The sequence below is a fragment of the Frondihabitans sp. GW821-FHT04F02 genome (assembly GCF_059420045.1).
In genome coordinates this window covers 417,213-434,988 of record NZ_JBWKSZ010000004.1, presented here as the reverse complement: position 1 = coordinate 434,988, position 17,776 = coordinate 417,213, and the positions used below count along the sequence as shown (strand labels likewise).

Below are 17,776 nucleotides of genomic sequence, written 5' to 3'. Positions count from 1 at the left end.
GCCGTGCACACCTGCGGCGACGGCAAGGGCCACTTCGCGCCGGGCACGCGAACGCCGGCCCCGAACGCCGCCCCTAGCGCCGCGCGGCTACTCCCACTCGATGGTTCCCGGCGGCTTCGAGGTGACGTCGAGGACGACGCGGTTGACCCCGGCCACCTCGTTCGTGATGCGGTTCGAGATGCGCGCGAGGACGTCGTACGGCAGGCGCGTCCAGTCTGCGGTCATGGCGTCTTCGGACGAGACGGGGCGGAGCACGATCGGGTGCCCGTAGGTGCGGCCGTCGCCCTGGACGCCGACGGAGCGGACGTCGGCGAGCAATACGACCGGGCACTGCCAGATCTCGCCGTCGAGACCGGCGGCGGTGAGCTCGGTGCGAGCGATCTTGTCGGCCTTGCGGAGCAGCTCGAGGCGGTCGTGCGTGACCTCGCCGACGATGCGGATGCCGAGGCCGGGGCCAGGGAAGGGCTGGCGGCCGACGATGACCTCGGGCAGGCCGAGCTCGCGGCCGATAGCGCGGACCTCGTCTTTGAAGAGCGTCCGAAGCGGCTCGACGAGCTCGAACTGCAGATCTTCGGGGAGGCCACCGACGTTGTGGTGGCTCTTGATGTTCGCGGTGCCGGTGCCGCCGCCCGACTCGACGACGTCGGGGTAGAGGGTGCCCTGCACCAGGAACTTGACCGGCTCGCCGTTGCCCGAGGCGTCGGACTCGAGGACGAGCGCCGTCGCGGCCTCCTCGAACGACCGGATGAACTCGCGGCCGATGATCTTGCGCTTCTGCTCGGGGTCGGTGACTCCGGCGAGGGCGTCGAGGAACTGGTCGCGGGCGTCGATAGTGACGAGGCGCACGTTGGTCGCGGCGACGTAGTCGTTCTCGACCTGCTCACGTTCGTCGGCACGGAGGAGGCCGTGGTCGACGAAGATGCAGGTCAGCTGCTCGCCGACGGCCTTCTGCACGATGGCGGCCGCGACGGCGGAGTCGACGCCTCCCGACAGGCCGCAGATGACGCGCGACGAGCCGACCTGCTCCTGGATGCGGGCGACCTGCTCGGCGATGACGTTGCCGCTGTTCCAGTCGGCGGGGATGCCGGCAGCCCGGTGGAGGAAGTTCTCGAGCACGGCCTGGCCGTAGGTCGAGTGCTTGACCTCGGGGTGCCACTGCACTCCGTAGAGACGACGGGCGTCGGAGGCGAAGGCCGCGACCGGGGTCGAGGCGCTCGAGGCGAGGACCTCGAAGCCCTCGGGTGCCTTCGAGACGGAGTCGCCGTGGCTCATCCAGGTGGTCTGCGATCCGGGCTGGCCGTCGAGCAGGGTCGACTCGGTGCCCGTGATGGTCACGTCGGTGGCGCCGTACTCGCGGTCGCCGGTCTGGGCGACCTCGCCGCCGAGCGCGACAGCCATGGCCTGGAATCCGTAGCAGATGCCGAGCACGGGGACGTCGAGATCGAGGATGCCGCCGTCGAGCGCCGGGGCGCCCTCTTCGTAGACGCTGGACGGCCCGCCGCTGAGCACGATGCCGACGGGGCTCTTCGCCGCGACCTCGGCCGCGGTGATGGTGTGCGGCACGATCTCGGAGTACACGCCGGCCTCGCGCACCCGGCGCGCGATCAGCTGGGCGTACTGGGCGCCGAAGTCGACGACGAGGACGGGCTTCTGGACTGTCTCCTCGCTCATGCGGCAGCCGCCTGAACCGAGGCGCGGTCGGCCTGCAGGGTCTCGTACTCGGACAATGCGATCTGAGCCATGCGGCGCTCCACGAAGAAGGACATCAGGGGGACGACGCCGCCGAGGGCGATCAGGATGAACCGCGAGAACGGCCAGCGCATGATGCTCCAGAGGCGGAAGTCGGTGAACAGGTAGACGACGTACAGCCAGCCGTGGGCGATGAGGATGCCCAGCGAGAGGTCGAATGCCCCGCCAGCGATCGTGCCGCGCGGCACGAAGAACCCGCGGGCATCGCCGATGGCCATCTCGGTCGCCAGCGGCGTGTACTTGATGACCATCTCGAAGACCAGCAGCAGCAGCATCACGCCCGTCACGTAGGCGGAGATCTTGTACAGGCGCACCGCCCCCGGGATCTTGGGGATGTTGCGCGGGCGGGGCTTCAGGGGCATGGGGGCAAGTCTAATCGAGGTCGGTCCGGCGGCCGTCGGCGGGTGCCCCGGCGTCGAGAGAGGCTGCGGCGGCGGGGTCGGAGGCCGCGAGGAGTTCCTGCGCCTCTTCGATCTCGCGCTCGAATGCGTCGCGCACCAGACGGAACCAGAGGAAGATCGCGAAGCCCGCGAACACGGCCCACTCGACCGCGTAGAACAGGTTGAGCCAGTTGATCGTCGCCTTGTCGATCGGCGGCGGCGAGGAGATCGCGGTCAGGTCGCCGTAGGTCGTCGCCGAGACCACGTAGCCGTTGTAGACGTTGCCTGAGAAGTCGTTCCACTCGTTGATGAGCTCGGGTACCGAGAGCACCGTCGCCTCCCCCTGCTGGAATTTGCCGTCGTCGGCGGCCTCGCTCGGCAGGTACCGGCCGTCGAGAGAGATCGAGGTCGCAGGAACGTCGACCTCCGCCGCCCGGGCTCCCGCCGCGGTCGGGGCCCACCCCACCGCCACCGCCAGGGTCGCGTCGTTCGCCGAGTCGACGAACCGGCCGACCAGCCAGTAGCCCGTCTTGCCGTCGTTGAGGCGGCCGCTCAGCACGCGGAAGTCGCCCTGCTCGAACGCGCCGGTCGCCGACACCTTCTGGCCGGTGAGCCGGTCGAGGAAGTCGGTCTGCGGCTCGGTGATGTCGGAGAGCACCTTGCGGGTCTCGGAGCCGGTGTTGGCCGGCTTGAGGCTCTCGACGCTGCGGTCGAGCTGCCAGTGCCCGAGGAACGCGAACAGCGCGGCCACCGCGAGCGCGAAGACGAGCGCGCCGATCCAGCGGGGTCGACGAGCGACCTCCCACATCGTGTCGGGAAGGGTCGCCTCTGTCGGGCCTGGCCTCACGTCGGTGTCGTGCATCAGTACTCGGGGTCTCTCTGTCGTACCGGATCGGGCTGCCGTGTCGCGCGCTGGTCGGACTGCTGCCCGGCCTGCTCTGCGGCGGCGTCGAACACGGGCTCGTCATCGGGCAGGAACTCGCCGTAGTCGTCGTAGGGGTCGTTCTGCGCCGCGGCCGTCACCGGCTCGCGCACCCCGGGCCGAGCGTCGCCGCCCGACTCGATGCCGTCGGCCTCGTTGTCGCTGCCGACTCCGTCGACGTCGTTCTCGTCGGACACGTCGCCGGCCAGTGCCGCTTCCATCAGGGCGATCCCCTCGGCGCCGCGCGGAGCGGTGATGTCTCGGGGTTCGACCTCGCCGTCGCGACCGGCCTTCGCCGGGCGCTTCCGCGAACGCAAGAGTAGGCCGCCGATCCTGGTGGAATTCGCCGCGAGCAACGGACCGATGACCGCCATCACCAGCACGTACAGGCCGGCGAAGGGCTGGATGCGGTCATCGAGCCCCGCGCCGAGCGACAGCGTGGCGAGGATCAGCGCGAACTCGCCGCGGTTGTGGAGGATCGCGGACGCGTTGATGCCCGCCTGCGGCCCCAGCTTGTTGATCCACGCCACGAACTGGCCCGCGCCGGCGTTCAGCACGATCGTCATCAGGACGGCTCCCGCGACGGGCCACACCACCTCGGGGAAGGTGCCCGGGTTGAGACTCAGACCGAAGTTCAGGAAGAAGAACGCGGCGAACACGTCGCGCATCGGCAGCGCGAATGTCTCGATGCGGTTGCGGAACCGCGTGGCACCGCAGACGAGTCCGATGAGGAAGGCGCCGATCGCATCCGTGACGCCGAGGATCTCGCCGATGCCCGCGAACAGGACGGCCAGCCCGAAGAAGAGGACGGTGAAGAGCTCGTCGTCTTTGGTGCGAATGAGCCGTGAGACGTACTTGCCGCCCCACCGCGCGATCGTGAACATCACGATCAGGAACAGGAACGCGACCCCGAGCTTGCCGACGACCGGCAGCGGGTCGGTCTCGCCGCTGAGGACGACGGAGACGATCGCGAGATAGATCGCGATGAAGATGTCTTCGACGACGGTGACGCCGAGGATCATCGGCGTCTCGCGGTTCGCCAGCCGGCCGAGCTCGATCAGGAGCTTCGTCACGATCGCACTCGACGAGGTGGCGGTGATACCGGCGACGATCAGGGCTTCGCGACTGCCCCACCCGAGCCAGAAGCCGAACGCGAGCCCGACGACCATGTTGATGGCGATGTAGCTGCCGCCCGAGAGGACGAGACGGCCGACGTTGCCGAAGAACTCGTCCTGGTCGAACTCGAGCCCCAGGTTGAACAGCAGCAGGATGAGGCCGAAGATCGCGATGAGCTCGATCTTGTCGGAGTGGAAGTCGAGCGGGAACCAGCCGACGTGCGGGCTCGCGAGAAGGCCCACGAGCATGTAGATCGGGATGGTGGGAAGCCCGATGAGCTTGGCCAGCCTGCCGAGGACGTACGCCAGAAGAAGGAGTACGCCCAGTACGACGAGCTCTTCGCCAAGGTGCATCTACTAAGCCCCCGGCGGCGAGTCGATGGAGGCGACGGCCGCGGCGGCCGCTTTGACTCCGCCGCTCCGGTAGAACGAGAACGCCTTGGCGACCTTCTCGGGCGAGCCGGCGACGACGAGGGTGTCGCCCGGGAACACGCGGAAGTCGCCGGACGGGGCGGGGTTCGCGGTCTCGCCGCGGACGACGGCGACGACGGTCAGGCCGACGACGCCCTTCGCTGCCAGGTCGCCGAGCGGCTGGCCGGCGATGTGGTCGTCGTAGTCGACGGTGAACCAGTCGATGGTGAGGCCGGGCAGGGTCTCGAGGGCCGAGAGCGACTCGGTGATGCGCGTGCCGCCCAGCAGCTCGGCGAGCGTGTGGGCCTCGTCTTCGCTGAGGCGCAGCGACACCTTCGTCGCCGCGTCGCCGTCAGCGGCGTCGCTGAAGGTGATCAGGTCGCTATGACCGGATCGGTGGGTGATGACACCGCACTTGCCACCGTCGTCGGTGATGAAGGTGTGAAGGACTCCCACCCCGGGGAGTTTCACACGACGCACGTCAACCATCTGATGGTCTCCTGGAGCTCGGGGGCAGTCGTCTCAGCTTACCGTCGCGGAAATCGACGGAAGCCGGGCTGCGCCACTCCTGTGGATAACTCTCCAGGAGACGAACTACTTCCCTGCCGCGGACCCCGGCCGGAAGCCCACAGCGAACTCGGGCAGGGCGCAGGAACTCGCAAGCGCAGCTACTGCTTGTGGTACGGCGCGACAACGACCTCGACGCGCTGGAACTCCCGGCCGCTACTGCTTGTGGTACGGCGCGACAACGACCTCGACGCGCTGGAACTCCTTGAGATCGCTGTAGCCGGTCGTCGCCATCGAGCGACGCAGCGCGCCGATCAGGTTCGCCTGGCCGTCGGCGGTCGGCGCCGGCCCGAAGAGGATGTTCTCGAGGGTTCCGGTCGAGCCGACCTGGACGCGGCGGCCGCGGGGCAGCTCGGGGTGGTGCGCCTCGGCGCCCCAGTGGTAGCCGCCGCCGGGCACGTCGGTGGCGCGGGCGAGCGCGGCGCCGAGCATGACGGCATCGGCTCCGACCGCGACGGCCTTGACGATGTCGCCGGACGTGCCGAGTCCGCCGTCGGCGATGACGTGGACGTAGCGTCCGCCCGACTCGTCCAGGTAGTCGCGGCGCGCGCCGGCGACGTCGGCGAGGGCCGTGGCCATGGGCGCGTGGATGCCGAGCGAGGTGCGGGTGGTCGACGCCGCGCCTCCGCCGAATCCGACGAGCACACCCGCCGCGCCGGTGCGCATGAGGTGCAGCGCCGCGGTGTAGGTCGAGGCCCCGCCGACGATGACGGGCACGTCGAGCTCGTAGATGAACTTCTTGAGGTTGAGCGGCTCGCTGCTCTTCGAGACGTGCTCGGCTGACACCGTGGTGCCGCGGATGACGAAGATGTCGACGCCGGCGTCGACGACCGTCTGGTAGAGGTCCTGGGTGCGCTGCGGGCTGAGCGCCCCGGCGACGGGCACGCCCGCGGCGCGGATCTGGGCGAGGCGCTCCGTCACGAGCTCCGGACGGATCGGAGCGGCGTAGATCTCCTGCATGCGGGCGGTGGCGACCTCGTCGGGCAGCTCGCGGATCTCCCGCAGGACGGCCTCGGGGTCGTCGTAGCGGGTCCACACGCCCTCGAGGTCGAGGACGCCGAGTCCGCCGAGCCGGCCGATGCGGATCGCCGTCTCGGGGCTGACGACGGAGTCCATCGGGGCCGCGATGATGGGCGTCTCGAACTGGAACGCGTCGATCGACCACCCGACGTTGACATCGCGCGGATCGCGCGTCCGCCTCGACGGGACGACCGCGATGTCGTCGAACGCATATGCCCTGCGCGCGCGCTTGGCGACGCCGATCTCTACCTCAGTCACGGCTCAACCCTAGCGGTCGCCCTCTGGCGGGGCCGGACGGCGGCCGCCGGAGTTCCTGCGCCGGGCCCTCCTGAACGGCACGACCCCGCCTGCGGACAGGCGGGGTCGAACCGAAACGGCGGGGTCGAGGCGGGAGCGGCTAGCCGCGGTAGTTCGGCGCCTCGACGACCATCTGCAGGTCGTGAGGGTGGCTCTCTTTGAGGCCGGCGGCGGTGATGCGGACGAACTTGCCGCGCGCCTTCAGCTCGGGGACGGTGCGGCCGCCGACGTAGAACATCGACTGGCGCAGGCCGCCGGTGAGCTGGTAGACCACGCCGCCGAGAGCGCCGCGGTAGGGCACCTGGCCCTCGACGCCCTCGGGGATGAGCTTGTCGTCGCTGGGCACGTCGGCCTGGAAGTAGCGGTCTTTCGAGTACGACGTGTTCTTGCCGCGCGTCTGCATAGCGCCGAGCGAGCCCATGCCGCGGTAGTTCTTGAACTGCTTGCCGTTCACGAAGACCAGGTCGCCGGGGCTCTCGTCGCAGCCGGCGAGGAGCGAGCCGAGCATGACCGTGTCGGCGCCGGCGACGAGCGCCTTGGCGATGTCGCCCGAGTACTGGAGGCCGCCGTCGGCGATCACCGGCACTCCGGCCTCGCGAGCGGCGAGCGACGCCTCGTAGACCGCCGTGACCTGGGGCACGCCGACGCCGGAGACGACGCGGGTGGTGCAGATCGAGCCGGGGCCCACGCCGACCTTGATGGCGTCGGCGCCCGCGTCGATGAGCGCCTGGGCACCGGAACGGGTCGCGACGTTGCCGCCGATGACGTCGATGTGGGCGAACGACGGATCGGCCTTGATGCGCTTGATCATGTCGAGCTCGCCATAGCTCTCGCCGTTGGCCGTGTCGACGACGAGCACGTCGACGCCCGCGTCGCGGAGCGCCTGGGCGCGCTGCCAGGCGTCGCCGAAGAAGCCGATGGCGGCTCCGACGCGAAGGCGGCCGGCGTCGTCTTTCGTGGCGTTCGGGTACTTCTCGGTCTTGTCGAAGTCCTTCACCGTGATGAGGCCGCGGAGCCTGCCGGCCTCGTCGACGAGGGGCAGCTTCTCGATCTTGTGCTGCGCGAAGATCGCGACGGCGGAGTCGGGGTCGACGCCCTCGGGGGCCGTGATGAGCGGGGCCTTGGTCATGACGTCGCGGACGAACGTCGTGGCCATCTCGAACTTCGAGACGAAGCGCATGTCGCGGTTGGTGATGATGCCGACGAGCGTGCCGTCGGGCTCGACCACGGGGAGGCCGGAGACGCGGAACTGGCCGCACAGGGCGTCGACGTCGGCGACCGTCGCGTCGGGCGTCGTCGTGACGGGGTTGGTGATCATGCCCGACTCGCTGCGCTTGACCTTGTCGACGTGTGCGGCCTGGTCGGCGATCGAGAGGTTGCGGTGGATGATGCCGAGACCGCCCTGACGCGCCATGGCGATGGCCATGCGCGACTCGGTGACGGTGTCCATCGCGGCGGAGAGCAGCGGGACGGCTACGCGGATCCGCTTCGTCAGCTGCGACGAGGTATCGGCCTCGGAGGGGATGACGTCGGTGTGCCCCGGCAGGAGCATGACGTCGTCGTACGTGAGTCCGATGAAACCGAAGGGGTCCGGCTGGTCCATGTGCCACCTTTTGAGTGAATGAAGCTGCGACTGATGGGGCCCGGTTTTCGCCTTCGATGACCGGTGATACATCTTAACCCGGCAGTCGGCGGATCATTCCCGCCCGTCGGGGCCGTCCTGGCGCGTGGCAGCCCTAGGAACCATTTAGACTCCTGTGTCTCGACCGTGTTTTCGCGGAAACACAGCCGACACATAGGGAAAGTACTGTCAACGACGACGGCGAGCCAGACCCTCGGGGAAATGTCCGACTGGGCCGTTCAGGAGGTTCTGTGATTCTCGTACCCACGAACACACCACCGCTTCGGAGCTCGCGCTCCGTGCGCGTCGGACGCCGGCATTCGCTGGTCGTGCTCGCATCGATGCTGATGCTGGGACTGCTGGCGACCATCGTCTCGCTCGCCTTCGCCCCCGGCGCGGCGAGCGCGGCGACGTCGTCCACCTGCACGGTGGACGCCACGACCGGCTGCATCCAGGGCACGCTCTTCACGAGCGACCGCAAGCCGGCCGAGGGCGTGACCATCACGGCGAAGCCCGACTCGGGCGACGCCCTCACCGGCACGTCGAACGCCGCGGGCAAGTGGGCCATCCCCGTCAAGACGGCGGGCACCTACACGGTGTCGCTGGACGAGTCCACGCTGCCGAGCGGCCAGTACCTCGCCAACGCCGCGACGAACGACCGCAAGGTGCAGGTCTCCCTCGGCTCGCAGGCTGGCACGCTGTTCCAGCTGTCGACCACCAAGGGCGCGACGATCGACAACAACAACTCGGGCAACGACTTCTCGTGGCAGCGCTTCGCGCAGCAGCTGATGTCGGGCATCCGCCTCGGCCTGCTGCTCGCCCTGGCCGCGATCGGCCTGTCGCTGGTCTACGGCACCACCGGCCTGCAGAGCTTCGCCCACGGCGAGCAGGTGACCCTCGGCGGCCTCCTGGCCTACACGTTCGCCAACGTGCTCGGGCTCAACCTCATCCTGGCGGCGATCATCACCGTGGTGATCTCGGCGGCCACCGGCTTCGCGCAGGACGCCTTCATCTGGAAGCCGCTCCGCAAGAAGGGCCTCAGCCTCACCCAGCTGATGATCGTCACGATCGGCCTCTCGATCGCGCTGCAGTACGCGTTCCAGTACTTCTACGGCGCCGCGACGGTGCGCATCCAGACGGCGAACCCCAAGGTCGTCACCATCGCCGGCGTGACCCTCACGGTCCAGTCGTACGTGGCGATGGGCATCTCGATCCTGGTCCTCGGCGGCGCGGCGTTCTTCCTGCTGCGCACCCGCACCGGACGCGCCACCCGCGCCGTGTCGGACAACCCCGCCCTCGCGGCCGCGTCGGGCATCGACGTCGACCGCATCATCCGCCTGGTCTGGACGGTGGCCGCGGGTCTCGCCGGCCTCTCGGGCGTGATGCTCGGCCTGGTGCTCAACGGCGTCAACTGGCAGACGGGGCTTCAGATCCTGCTGCTGATCTTCGCGGCGGTCACCCTCGGCGGCCTCGGCACCGCGTTCGGCGCCCTGGTCGGCTCGATGATCGTCGGCATCATCGTCGAGCTGACGAACCTCGTGCTCCCCGGCGACTTCAAGTACGCCACGGCGCTCTTCATCCTCATCATCATCCTGCTGTTCCGCCCGCAAGGCATCTTCGGCCGGCGCGAGCGAATCGGTTAAGGGAGACCACTCATGGATTACCTCGTTCAGCTCTTCCAGTCCCTCACGGTCCAGGCGCTCGCGCCGTCGACCGCGGCCTTCGCCATCGCGGCGATCGGCCTCAACGTGCACTTCGGCTTCGCCGGCCTGCTCAACATCGGCCAGGCGGCGTTCCTCCTGCTCGGCGCCTACGGCTTCGCCATCTCGATCGACCGCGGCCTGCCGCTCTTCGCCGCGGTGCTCGTCGCTCTCCTCTGCGCTCTCCTGTTCGCGTTCATCCTCGGCTTGCCGACGCTGAAGCTGAGAGGCGACTACCTGGCCATCGTGACGATCTCGGCGGCCGAGATCATCCGGATGGTCGGCCGGTCGAGCATCCTGACCGACCTCACCGGCGGCTCGAACGGCATCACCGGCAACACCTACAACGGCCCGTTCCAGGCGCTCTCGCCCCTGCCCGACGGCAGCACGCAGATCCTCTGGTTCGACTACGACAACAACGGCGTCAACGGCTGGTGGATCCGCATCGTCGGCTGGGGTCTCGTCGGCGTCTTCCTGCTGCTGATCTGGGCTCTGGCCCGCAGCCCGTGGGGCCGCCTGCTCAAGGGCATCCGCGAAGACGAGGACGCCGTGCGCAGCCTCGGCAAGAACGTCTACAGCTACAAGCTCCAGGCGCTCGTGCTCGGCGGCCTGATCGGCGCCGTGGCGGGCATCATCTACGTGCTGCCCTCGTCGGTCCAGCCCGACGGACTCGGCCGCTCGACGACGTTCTTCATCTACACGGCCCTCCTGCTGGGAGGTGCCGCCACGGTCTTCGGCCCGGTGCTCGGTGCGATCCTGTTCTTCGTCATGCGCCTGCTCATCCAGTCGCTCGCGCAGAGCTTCATCCCCGACAGCATCATGTCGACCCAGCAGACCGTGCAGTTCTCGTACGTCCTCGTGGGAGTAGCACTGATGTGCCTGATCATCTTCAGACCCCAGGGCATCCTGGGCAACAAGAAGGAGCTGTCGTTCAGTGTCTGAGACAACCGCAACCGGCACCCAGCCCGGATACGACTACGACCGCGTCGAGCTCCGCAAGAAGCTGGCGACCGTCGACAAGGCCCCCGGCTCGTCGAAGCCCGACTCGATCCTCACGGTCGACAACGTCGTCCGCCGCTTCGGCGGCATGACCGCCGTCGACGTGCAGCACGTCGAGGTCCAGCGCGGCGCGATCACCGCTCTCATCGGCCCCAACGGCGCCGGCAAGACGACGTTCTTCAACCTCCTCACCGGCTTCGACAAGCCCAACTCGGCACCGACTCTGACGAACCGGGGCGCAGGAACCGCGCGCTGGGTCTTCAACGGCCGAGCCATGGGCGCTGTCGGCGCCGCCAAGGTGGCCAAGAGCGGCATGGTCCGCACGTTCCAGCTGACGAAGGCGCTCTCGCGTCTGACCGTCATGCAGAACATGCTCCTCGGGGCGCGCGACCAGCCCGGCGAGAACTTCTTCGTCGCGATCGTCAAGCCGCTGTGGAAGGCCCGCGAGGCCGAGATCGAGGCCAAGGCCGCCGACCTGCTCAAGCGCTTCAAGCTGTACGAGAAGAAGGACGACTACGCCGGCAGCCTCTCCGGAGGCCAGCGCAAGCTGCTCGAGATGGCACGCGCGCTCATGAGCGACCCCGCCATGATCATGCTGGACGAGCCCATGGCCGGTGTGAACCCGGCGCTGACCCAGTCGCTGCTCGGTCACATCCAGAGCCTTCGCGATGAGGGAACGACGGTGCTGTTCGTCGAGCACGACATGCACATGGTGCGGCACATCTCGGACTGGGTGATCGTCATGGCCGAGGGCAGGATCGTCGCCGAGGGCCCCGCCGACACCGTCATGGACGACCAGGCCGTCATCGACGCGTACCTGGGCGCGCACCACGACACCGACCTGGGCGACGACTCGCTCCTCACCGACGAGTCGATAGAGGAGCTCGAGGCCGAGGTCAAAGAGGAAGACGCCGCGCGGGTCGAGACCGAGCACAACGAAGAGGGCAAGGCATGAGCATCGTCGACACCACCGTCCACAAGGGCACGGAGAAGTTCGCCGGCCAGGAGCCGATCATGCGCGCCGAGCACCTCGTCGCCGGCTACCTGCCGGGCGTGAACATCTTGAACGACTGCGACCTCGTCTGCTACCCGGGCGAGCTCATCGGCATCATCGGCCCGAACGGCGCCGGCAAGTCGACGCTGCTGAAGGCGCTGTTCGGCCTCGTGAAGATCCACTCCGGCAGCGTCACTCTCGGCGGCGAGGACATCACGAACCTCAAGGCCAACAAGCTCGTCCAGGCCGGGGTGGGCTTCGTGCCGCAGACGAACAACGTCTTCCCGTCGCTGACCATCCAGGAGAACCTCCAGATGGGCATGTTCCTGCGCCCGAAGAAGTTCGAGGAGCGCCTCGACGTCATCTTCGACCTGTTCCCTGTGCTCGCCGACCGCCGCGACCAGCGCGCCGGCTCGCTCTCGGGCGGCGAGCGCCAGAGCGTGGCCATGGCCCGCGCCCTGATGATGGACCCGAAGGTGCTCCTCCTCGACGAGCCCAGCGCCGGCCTCTCGCCGGTCCGCCAGGACGAGACGTTCATTCGCACCCGCCGCATCAACAAGGCCGGCGTCTCCGTCATCATGGTCGAGCAGAATGCCCGCCGCTGCCTCCAGATCTGCGATCGGGGCTACGTGCTCGACCAGGGCAGGAACGCGTACTCCGGCACGGGCCACGAGCTGGCCGACGACCCCAAGGTCATCGAGCTCTACCTCGGCACCCTCGCCAAGGACGTCGACGGCAAGTGACCTCAGGCGCGTCCTGTGTCGTTCTCACGACGCAGCGCCGCGTTGTCGCCCCGGGGACATGGCTCCGCCAGTGTCTCCGGGGCTTTGCCTTGCCTCTCACGCACCCGAGCCCACTCGCGACCTAGCGTGACCTGCGGCCATCCGTGACAGTACCGCCGAGCAGCGCCAGTATGGCGCGAAGCGGAGCTCAGCGGGGGGCGACTGCGGCGGCGAGCGCCTCGGCCCAGACCTCGTGCAGGGTCTTCCACGAGAACAGCCTGTTGACGTACATGTCGCCCAGCCTCCAGGTCGGGAACGGCACGAAGACCATCCCGGGCGTCGACGCGGCGACCTCCTGGCTGACGGCGTTGAGCCGCTCGACCTGCCGGTCGATGATGCGGCGCACGGCCGGGCGGATCGCCCGGAAGTCCGACAGCGGCGGGATGCCCGAGACCACGATCCGGACCGCGCGGAACTGCGACTCCGACCGGATCCGCTCGGCGACCACCCGGAGGTCTGCCGCCCACTTCTCGGAGCGCGTAGCCAGGAGCACGTCGGGGATCCCCAGCATCAGGAACGCGATCTCGACGCCGTCGGCCCCGTAGCGCGTACGCGCGGCGAGCTGTGCCATCGTGAGGTCGGTCTGACTGATCATCGTCAGGTGCGCGCCGCGATCGCTGGCGGCGGCGATGCCGTACGACGCCTGCGCGGCGACGGTCAGTCCGTGGCTGAGCACGCCGTGTCCGGCCACGGCGATGTCGCCGGCGAAGAGCAGACCCTGAGGGTCGACGCCCTCGATCTGAGTCACGGGAGCGTCACGCGGGTAGAGATTGCGCCGGACCTCGACCCGGTACAGGGCGAAGGAGAGCGCCAGCAGGGGTCTGGCGAGCAGGAGGAGTGCTTCTGTCGTCGCGCGACGCCGCTGGGTCGGCGCTGGGGGAAGCGCCCCGGGCTGCGGTGTCATCACGTCAATCGTGGCATGACAAGAGGCTCTTCGACCCCAACGACTGTCCCCGATATGGAGGACTTCTCGACGACGTGAAGAGGCCCGGCAGGAGAGTTCCTGCCGGGCCTCTTCGAGATGGGGACTGACTACTTCACGTCACCCTGGATGCTGCTCTGGTACACCGGCTTGTTGTTCTTGTCGTACTTGTAGATGCCGATGTAGGCGCTCGACGGGTCGTTGTTCGTGTTGAACGGACCGATGCCGGAGGGACCCGTGTACTGGATGTCCTTGCCCGCGTCGAGGAGGGTCTTGCAGTCGGCGTACGACGTGCACTTCGTGCCGCCGTCAGCACCGGAGACCGCTGCCATCTTGGACTGGATCGTCGGAGCATCCGTGCCCTTGCCGGCCTCGGCCGCGAGAGCGGTCAGGGTGATGGCGTCGTAGGACTCGGCGGCGTACGAGTAGTCGGCGAGCGTCTTGCCGTTGTTCGACTTGTACCAGGCGCTCAGGCGCTTCTTGAGGTCGTCGTTGGGCTGAGCACCGGGAATGGTGCCCTGGCCGCCGTTGAGCGTCCCCGCCTCGAAGTCCTTCGAGTAGTCGGCCGTGTTGCCGTCAGACATGTACGTGTCTTTGAGGTCGTAGTTCTGGGCGACGAGCTCGGGGACGATCGACTTGGTCTCGTCGAACGCGAGGATCACGATCGCGTCGGGCTTGGTGGCGAGAGCCGCGGTCACCTCGGTCGAGAACGTGGTCTGGCCGGGAGGGAACTCCTGGCTCTTGCCGGTGCCGCCGTAGACGACCGAGCCGCCGGCAGCCTCGATGGCCTTCTGCGTCGAGTCGCGGAGGCCGGTGCCGTACGAGTCGTTGAAGACCAGGAAGGCGACCTTGGCGTGACCGTCGTTGACGACGAGCTGGCCGAGCGCCGAGCCCTGAACGGAGTCCGGCGGAGCGGTGCGGTAGTAGTACGACGAGTAGCCCGAGAGCGACGACGCCGTGTTGGCCGGCGAGATCTCGATGGTGCAGCTCGAGGTGATCTGGTCGATGACGTTCAGCGTGACGCTCGACGACTCGGCGCCGAGGACGACGGAGACCTTGGCGGCCTTCAGCTTCGCCGCGGCCGCGGTGGACACCGTGAGGTCGCTGGAGTCGCCCGAGTCGGTGGCGGTCGAGATCGAGGCGTCCTTGCCGAGGACGCCGCCGGCCTTGTTGATGTCGTCGAGGGCCAGGCCTGCACCCGCGATAGCGGGCGGGCCGAGGTACGCGAGGGATCCCGTGAGCGGCAGCATCGTGCCGATCTTGAGGGCGTCAGTGCTGGGCGTGCCCGGCTTGCAGGCCGCTGCCGGGTCGGCCTTCTTCGTCGACGTCGACGAAGCAGAGGTCGAAGCGGAGGGGGTGCTCGTGGAGGAGCAGCCGACCAGGGCGACAGAGACTGCCCCCATGATCGCTAGCGCCTTCACGGCTGTGGTGGATCTGATCATCCGTGAACCCTTTCTTGACGGTGGTGATGCGGCGGCACGATGGCGTGCAGCCCAACCGTGTGAATGGGTTAGAACCTATGCGGCGATTGTTTCGCGTGTGTGTTGCCGGGGTCACCTTGGGGTTTCGTTAGCAATTCGTGATGTGGTGACTGGGAGTCGTCGAGCCCCCGACACCCGCTCGCGGCGTCCCGACGAGACCGCGTGGATGCTCAGGATCACGAGCGCGACCCAGATGAGGGCGAAGCCGACCCAGCGCGACGTGGTCATCGGCTCGTGGAGCACGGCCACGCCGACGATGAGCTGCAGGATCGGCGCGATGTACTGGGTGAGTCCCAGCGTCGACAGCGGGAGACGGCGGGCGGCCGAGGCGAACAGGAGGAGGGGCACGGCGGTGATCACGCCCGTGCCGACGACGGCCACGACGTGCCCCGTGCCGCTGCTGCCGAACGCGAGACCCGAGGTCGCACCGACGACGGCGAGCGCGATGCCGGCGGGGATCGCGACCGCCATCGTCTCGATGGTCAGGCCGCTGACCGCGTCGACCCGGCCGCCGACGCGCTTCTTGATCAGGCCGTAGAAGCCGAACGAGAACGCCAGCACCAGCGAGATCCACGGGAACGACCCGTAGCCGATCGCGATCACGAGAATCGCGACGACGCTGACGCCCACCGCCACCCACTGCAGCGGCTTGAGCGTCTCGCGCAGCACGAAGACGCCGAGCAGCACTGTCACGAGCGGGTTGATGAAGTACCCGAGGGCGGCCTCGACCACGTGGCCGGTGAGAGTGGCGAAGATGAACGTGGTCCAGTTGACGACGATGAACGCCCCCGCAAGTGCGAGCGTGCCGGTGATCGTCCGGTCGCGTGCCAGGGCCGCGAAGCGGCCGAACGAGCGGGTCACGGCAAGCAGGATCGCGCAGAACACCAGCGACCAGAGGATGCGGAAGGCGACGATCTCGATCGCACCCGAGGGGCGCAGCAGGAGGAAGTAGACCGGGAGGACGCCCCAGAGGCCGTAGGCCGCCACCGCGTAGAGGAGGCCGGCGCGAGGGGTGTCTGTCTGGGTCACCTCGAAAGACTATCCGCGGCCGCCGACACCGGGGCGGCTCGTGACCGCCAGCGTGCGCGCACAAACTGCCACGTCGCGTTCCTGGATGACCGTCGACACAGAAGAACCCCGCCTCCGAGGAGGCGGGGTTCTTCGTGAACGTCGTCGTTACTTGACGATGACCGCGAGCACGTCGCGAGCGGAGAGGACCAGCAGGTCTTCGCCCGAGTACTTGACCTCGGTTCCGCCGTACTTCGAGTAGATGACCTTGTCGCCGACGGCGACGTCGAGCGGGACGCGGTTGCCGTTGTCGTCGATGCGGCCGGGGCCCACGGCGACGACCTCGCCCTCCTGGGGCTTCTCCTTGGCGGTGTCCGGGATCACGAGACCGGAGGCAGTGGTCTGCTCGGCCTCGACCTGACGGATGACGATGCGATCTTCGAGCGGCTTGATGTTGACCGACACGGTTGACCTCTTCTTTCTCACGAGCTGCGACGGTGTTGCTAAGAACAGAGATTGTGTTGTTGGCACTTCACGCGGGTGAGTGCCAGTTCAACTGTAGGGCGTGGCTGGCACTCGGTCAATCCGAGTGCTAGCAGTGGCACGATTGGGCCATGGACACTTCCGAGCTCCGCACCCTCCTCACCCCCGACGGGCTGCGGCTGCTCGACTCGCTGCCGCCCTTCGATCAGAAGGCCGATGTGGTGTCGCAGGTGGCGCGGCTGCGCAAGGAGGGGCACTCCCCCGAGCTCGTCGCGGCCGTGCTCAGCCAGGCGAAGCTGCGCGCCAAGGGCCACGCGAAGTTCGGCGACTTCGCCGACAGCATGCTCTTCACCGAGGCGGGCCTCGAGCAGGCGACGCGGCTTGCGGTGGCATCGAGCCACGCCGGGCGCTTCCGCAAGGCCGGTGTCACCCGGGTCGCCGACCTGGGCTGCGGCATCGGCGGCGACGCGCTGGCGTTCGCGGCGCTCGAAATGGGCGTGGTCGCCGTCGACCGCGACGAGGTGACGGCCGCCATAGCGTCGTTCAACCTCGCCCCGTGGAGCGCCGCCTCCGTCGTGCACGCCACGGCCGAGGAGGTCGACCTCGACGGCGTCGACGGCGTCTTCCTCGATCCGGCGCGCCGCACCGCCGGCACCGGCCAGACCTCCCGGATTCAAGACCCCTCGCAGTGGTCGCCCACCCTCGACGTCGCGTTCGGCTTCGCCGAGCGCTTCCCGACCGGCGTCAAGCTCGGTCCCGGCGTCGACCGCGAGCTGATGCCCTCGGACGCCGAGTGCCAGTGGATCTCGGTCGACCGCTCGGTCGTCGAGGTCGGCGTCTGGTTCGGCCCTCTCGCCCGGCCCGGCATCAGGCGGGCCGCACTGGTGCTCGGCCCCGACGGCCCGGCCGAGATGACAGCGCCCGGCGACTCCGGCGACGTCGAGGTCGGCGAACTCTCCGAGTTCGTCTACGAGCCCGACGGGTCGGTGATCCGGGCCCGCCTCATCGGCGATCTGGCCCGATCGCTCGGCGCGACGACCATCAGCCGCGACATCGCCTACCTGACGGCGCCGACTTCGGAGCCGACGCCGTTCGCCCAGTGCTTCCGGGTGGTCGAGACGCTTCCGCTCGACGAGAAGCGCCTGCGCCAGGAGCTCAAGGCGCGCGGCATCGGCCGGGTCGAGATCAAGAAGCGGGGCGTCGACGTCGACCCGGCGGCGTTCCGCAGGCGGCTGCAGCTCAAGGGGTCGAACGAGGCGACGCTCATCCTGACGCGCGTGGCGGGGCGGCACACGGCGCTGCTCTGCGAGCGCGTCGCCTGACTC

Annotated in this window: 16 protein-coding genes; 5 read left to right on the top strand and 11 right to left on the bottom strand. The window is 68.5% G+C overall.

Annotation, left to right across the window (positions count from 1 at the left end):
- Positions 1-87: 87 nt before the first annotated feature.
- From guaA to guaB, 7 genes are all read right to left on the bottom strand, one after another.
- Positions 88-1,671, bottom strand: coding sequence for a glutamine-hydrolyzing GMP synthase (gene guaA, locus AC07TY_RS13725; protein WP_123506987.1), 1,584 nt, complete (start codon positions 1,669-1,671; stop codon positions 88-90).
- A complete protein-coding gene (locus AC07TY_RS13720; protein ID WP_494785675.1) occupies positions 1,668-2,111 on the bottom strand; it encodes a DUF3817 domain-containing protein in 444 nt (147 codons plus the stop codon). The genes guaA and AC07TY_RS13720 overlap by 4 nt, the downstream gene beginning before the upstream one ends.
- A 10-nt stretch (positions 2,112-2,121) precedes the next feature.
- Positions 2,122-2,991 (bottom strand): SURF1 family cytochrome oxidase biogenesis protein, encoded by an 870-nt coding sequence (locus AC07TY_RS13715; protein ID WP_494785674.1) that lies wholly within the window; start codon positions 2,989-2,991, stop codon positions 2,122-2,124.
- Positions 2,991-4,520, bottom strand: coding sequence for a cation:proton antiporter (locus AC07TY_RS13710; protein ID WP_494785673.1), 1,530 nt, complete (start codon positions 4,518-4,520; stop codon positions 2,991-2,993). Before AC07TY_RS13710 ends, AC07TY_RS13715 begins: the two co-directional genes overlap by 1 nt.
- Before the next feature lie 3 nt (positions 4,521-4,523).
- The gene (locus AC07TY_RS13705; RefSeq protein ID WP_123506983.1) at positions 4,524-5,066 is read right to left on the bottom strand and encodes a cation:proton antiporter regulatory subunit; all 543 of its coding nucleotides are present in this window, start codon (positions 5,064-5,066) and stop codon (positions 4,524-4,526) included.
- A gap of 234 nt (positions 5,067-5,300) precedes the next feature.
- Positions 5,301-6,422: a GuaB3 family IMP dehydrogenase-related protein gene (locus tag AC07TY_RS13700; protein ID WP_123506982.1), complete on the bottom strand. Its 1,122-nt coding sequence runs from the start codon at positions 6,420-6,422 to the stop codon at positions 5,301-5,303.
- A gap of 139 nt (positions 6,423-6,561) precedes the next feature.
- Positions 6,562-8,064, bottom strand: a complete 1,503-nt coding sequence (gene guaB, locus AC07TY_RS13695; protein WP_488625426.1) for an IMP dehydrogenase — start codon at positions 8,062-8,064, stop codon at positions 6,562-6,564.
- A 359-nt stretch (positions 8,065-8,423) separates the two neighbouring features.
- On the opposite strand from guaB, the gene AC07TY_RS13690 reads away from it, so the two are divergent.
- The 4 genes from AC07TY_RS13690 to AC07TY_RS13675 are packed head-to-tail and all read left to right on the top strand — an operon-like array spanning position 8,424 to position 12,518.
- The gene (locus AC07TY_RS13690) at positions 8,424-9,725 is read left to right on the top strand and encodes a branched-chain amino acid ABC transporter permease (protein ID WP_370454112.1); all 1,302 of its coding nucleotides are present in this window, start codon (positions 8,424-8,426) and stop codon (positions 9,723-9,725) included.
- Between the two features lie 12 nt (positions 9,726-9,737).
- On the top strand, positions 9,738-10,724 hold the full coding sequence (locus AC07TY_RS13685; RefSeq protein ID WP_123506980.1) for a branched-chain amino acid ABC transporter permease: 987 nt from the start codon (positions 9,738-9,740) through the stop codon (positions 10,722-10,724).
- A complete protein-coding gene (locus AC07TY_RS13680) occupies positions 10,717-11,736 on the top strand; it encodes an ABC transporter ATP-binding protein (protein ID WP_123506979.1) in 1,020 nt (339 codons plus the stop codon). Before AC07TY_RS13685 ends, AC07TY_RS13680 begins: the two co-directional genes overlap by 8 nt.
- A gap of 59 nt (positions 11,737-11,795) precedes the next feature.
- Complete coding sequence (locus AC07TY_RS13675) at positions 11,796-12,518, top strand: ABC transporter ATP-binding protein (protein WP_370454121.1); 723 nt, start codon at positions 11,796-11,798, stop codon at positions 12,516-12,518.
- 187 nt (positions 12,519-12,705) lie between these two features.
- On the opposite strand, the gene AC07TY_RS13670 is transcribed toward AC07TY_RS13675, so the two are convergent.
- From AC07TY_RS13670 to groES, 4 genes are all read right to left on the bottom strand, one after another.
- Positions 12,706-13,461 carry an SGNH/GDSL hydrolase family protein gene (locus AC07TY_RS13670; RefSeq protein WP_494785672.1) on the bottom strand — a complete coding sequence of 252 codons (756 nt, stop codon included), beginning with the start codon at positions 13,459-13,461 and terminating at the stop codon, positions 12,706-12,708.
- A gap of 128 nt (positions 13,462-13,589) precedes the next feature.
- Positions 13,590-14,921, bottom strand: coding sequence for an ABC transporter substrate-binding protein (locus AC07TY_RS13665; RefSeq protein WP_123506976.1), 1,332 nt, complete (start codon positions 14,919-14,921; stop codon positions 13,590-13,592).
- Between the two features lie 111 nt (positions 14,922-15,032).
- On the bottom strand, positions 15,033-15,989 hold the full coding sequence (gene rarD, locus AC07TY_RS13660; RefSeq protein ID WP_494785671.1) for an EamA family transporter RarD: 957 nt from the start codon (positions 15,987-15,989) through the stop codon (positions 15,033-15,035).
- 147 nt (positions 15,990-16,136) lie between these two features.
- Positions 16,137-16,433, bottom strand: a complete 297-nt coding sequence (gene groES, locus AC07TY_RS13655; RefSeq protein WP_123506974.1) for a co-chaperone GroES — start codon at positions 16,431-16,433, stop codon at positions 16,137-16,139.
- A gap of 149 nt (positions 16,434-16,582) precedes the next feature.
- Here groES and AC07TY_RS13650 point away from each other — a divergent pair, with 149 nt between their 5' ends.
- Entirely contained in the window at positions 16,583-17,773 is a 1,191-nt protein-coding gene (locus AC07TY_RS13650) for a class I SAM-dependent methyltransferase (RefSeq protein WP_494785670.1), read from the top strand.
- Positions 17,774-17,776 lie beyond the last annotated feature (3 nt).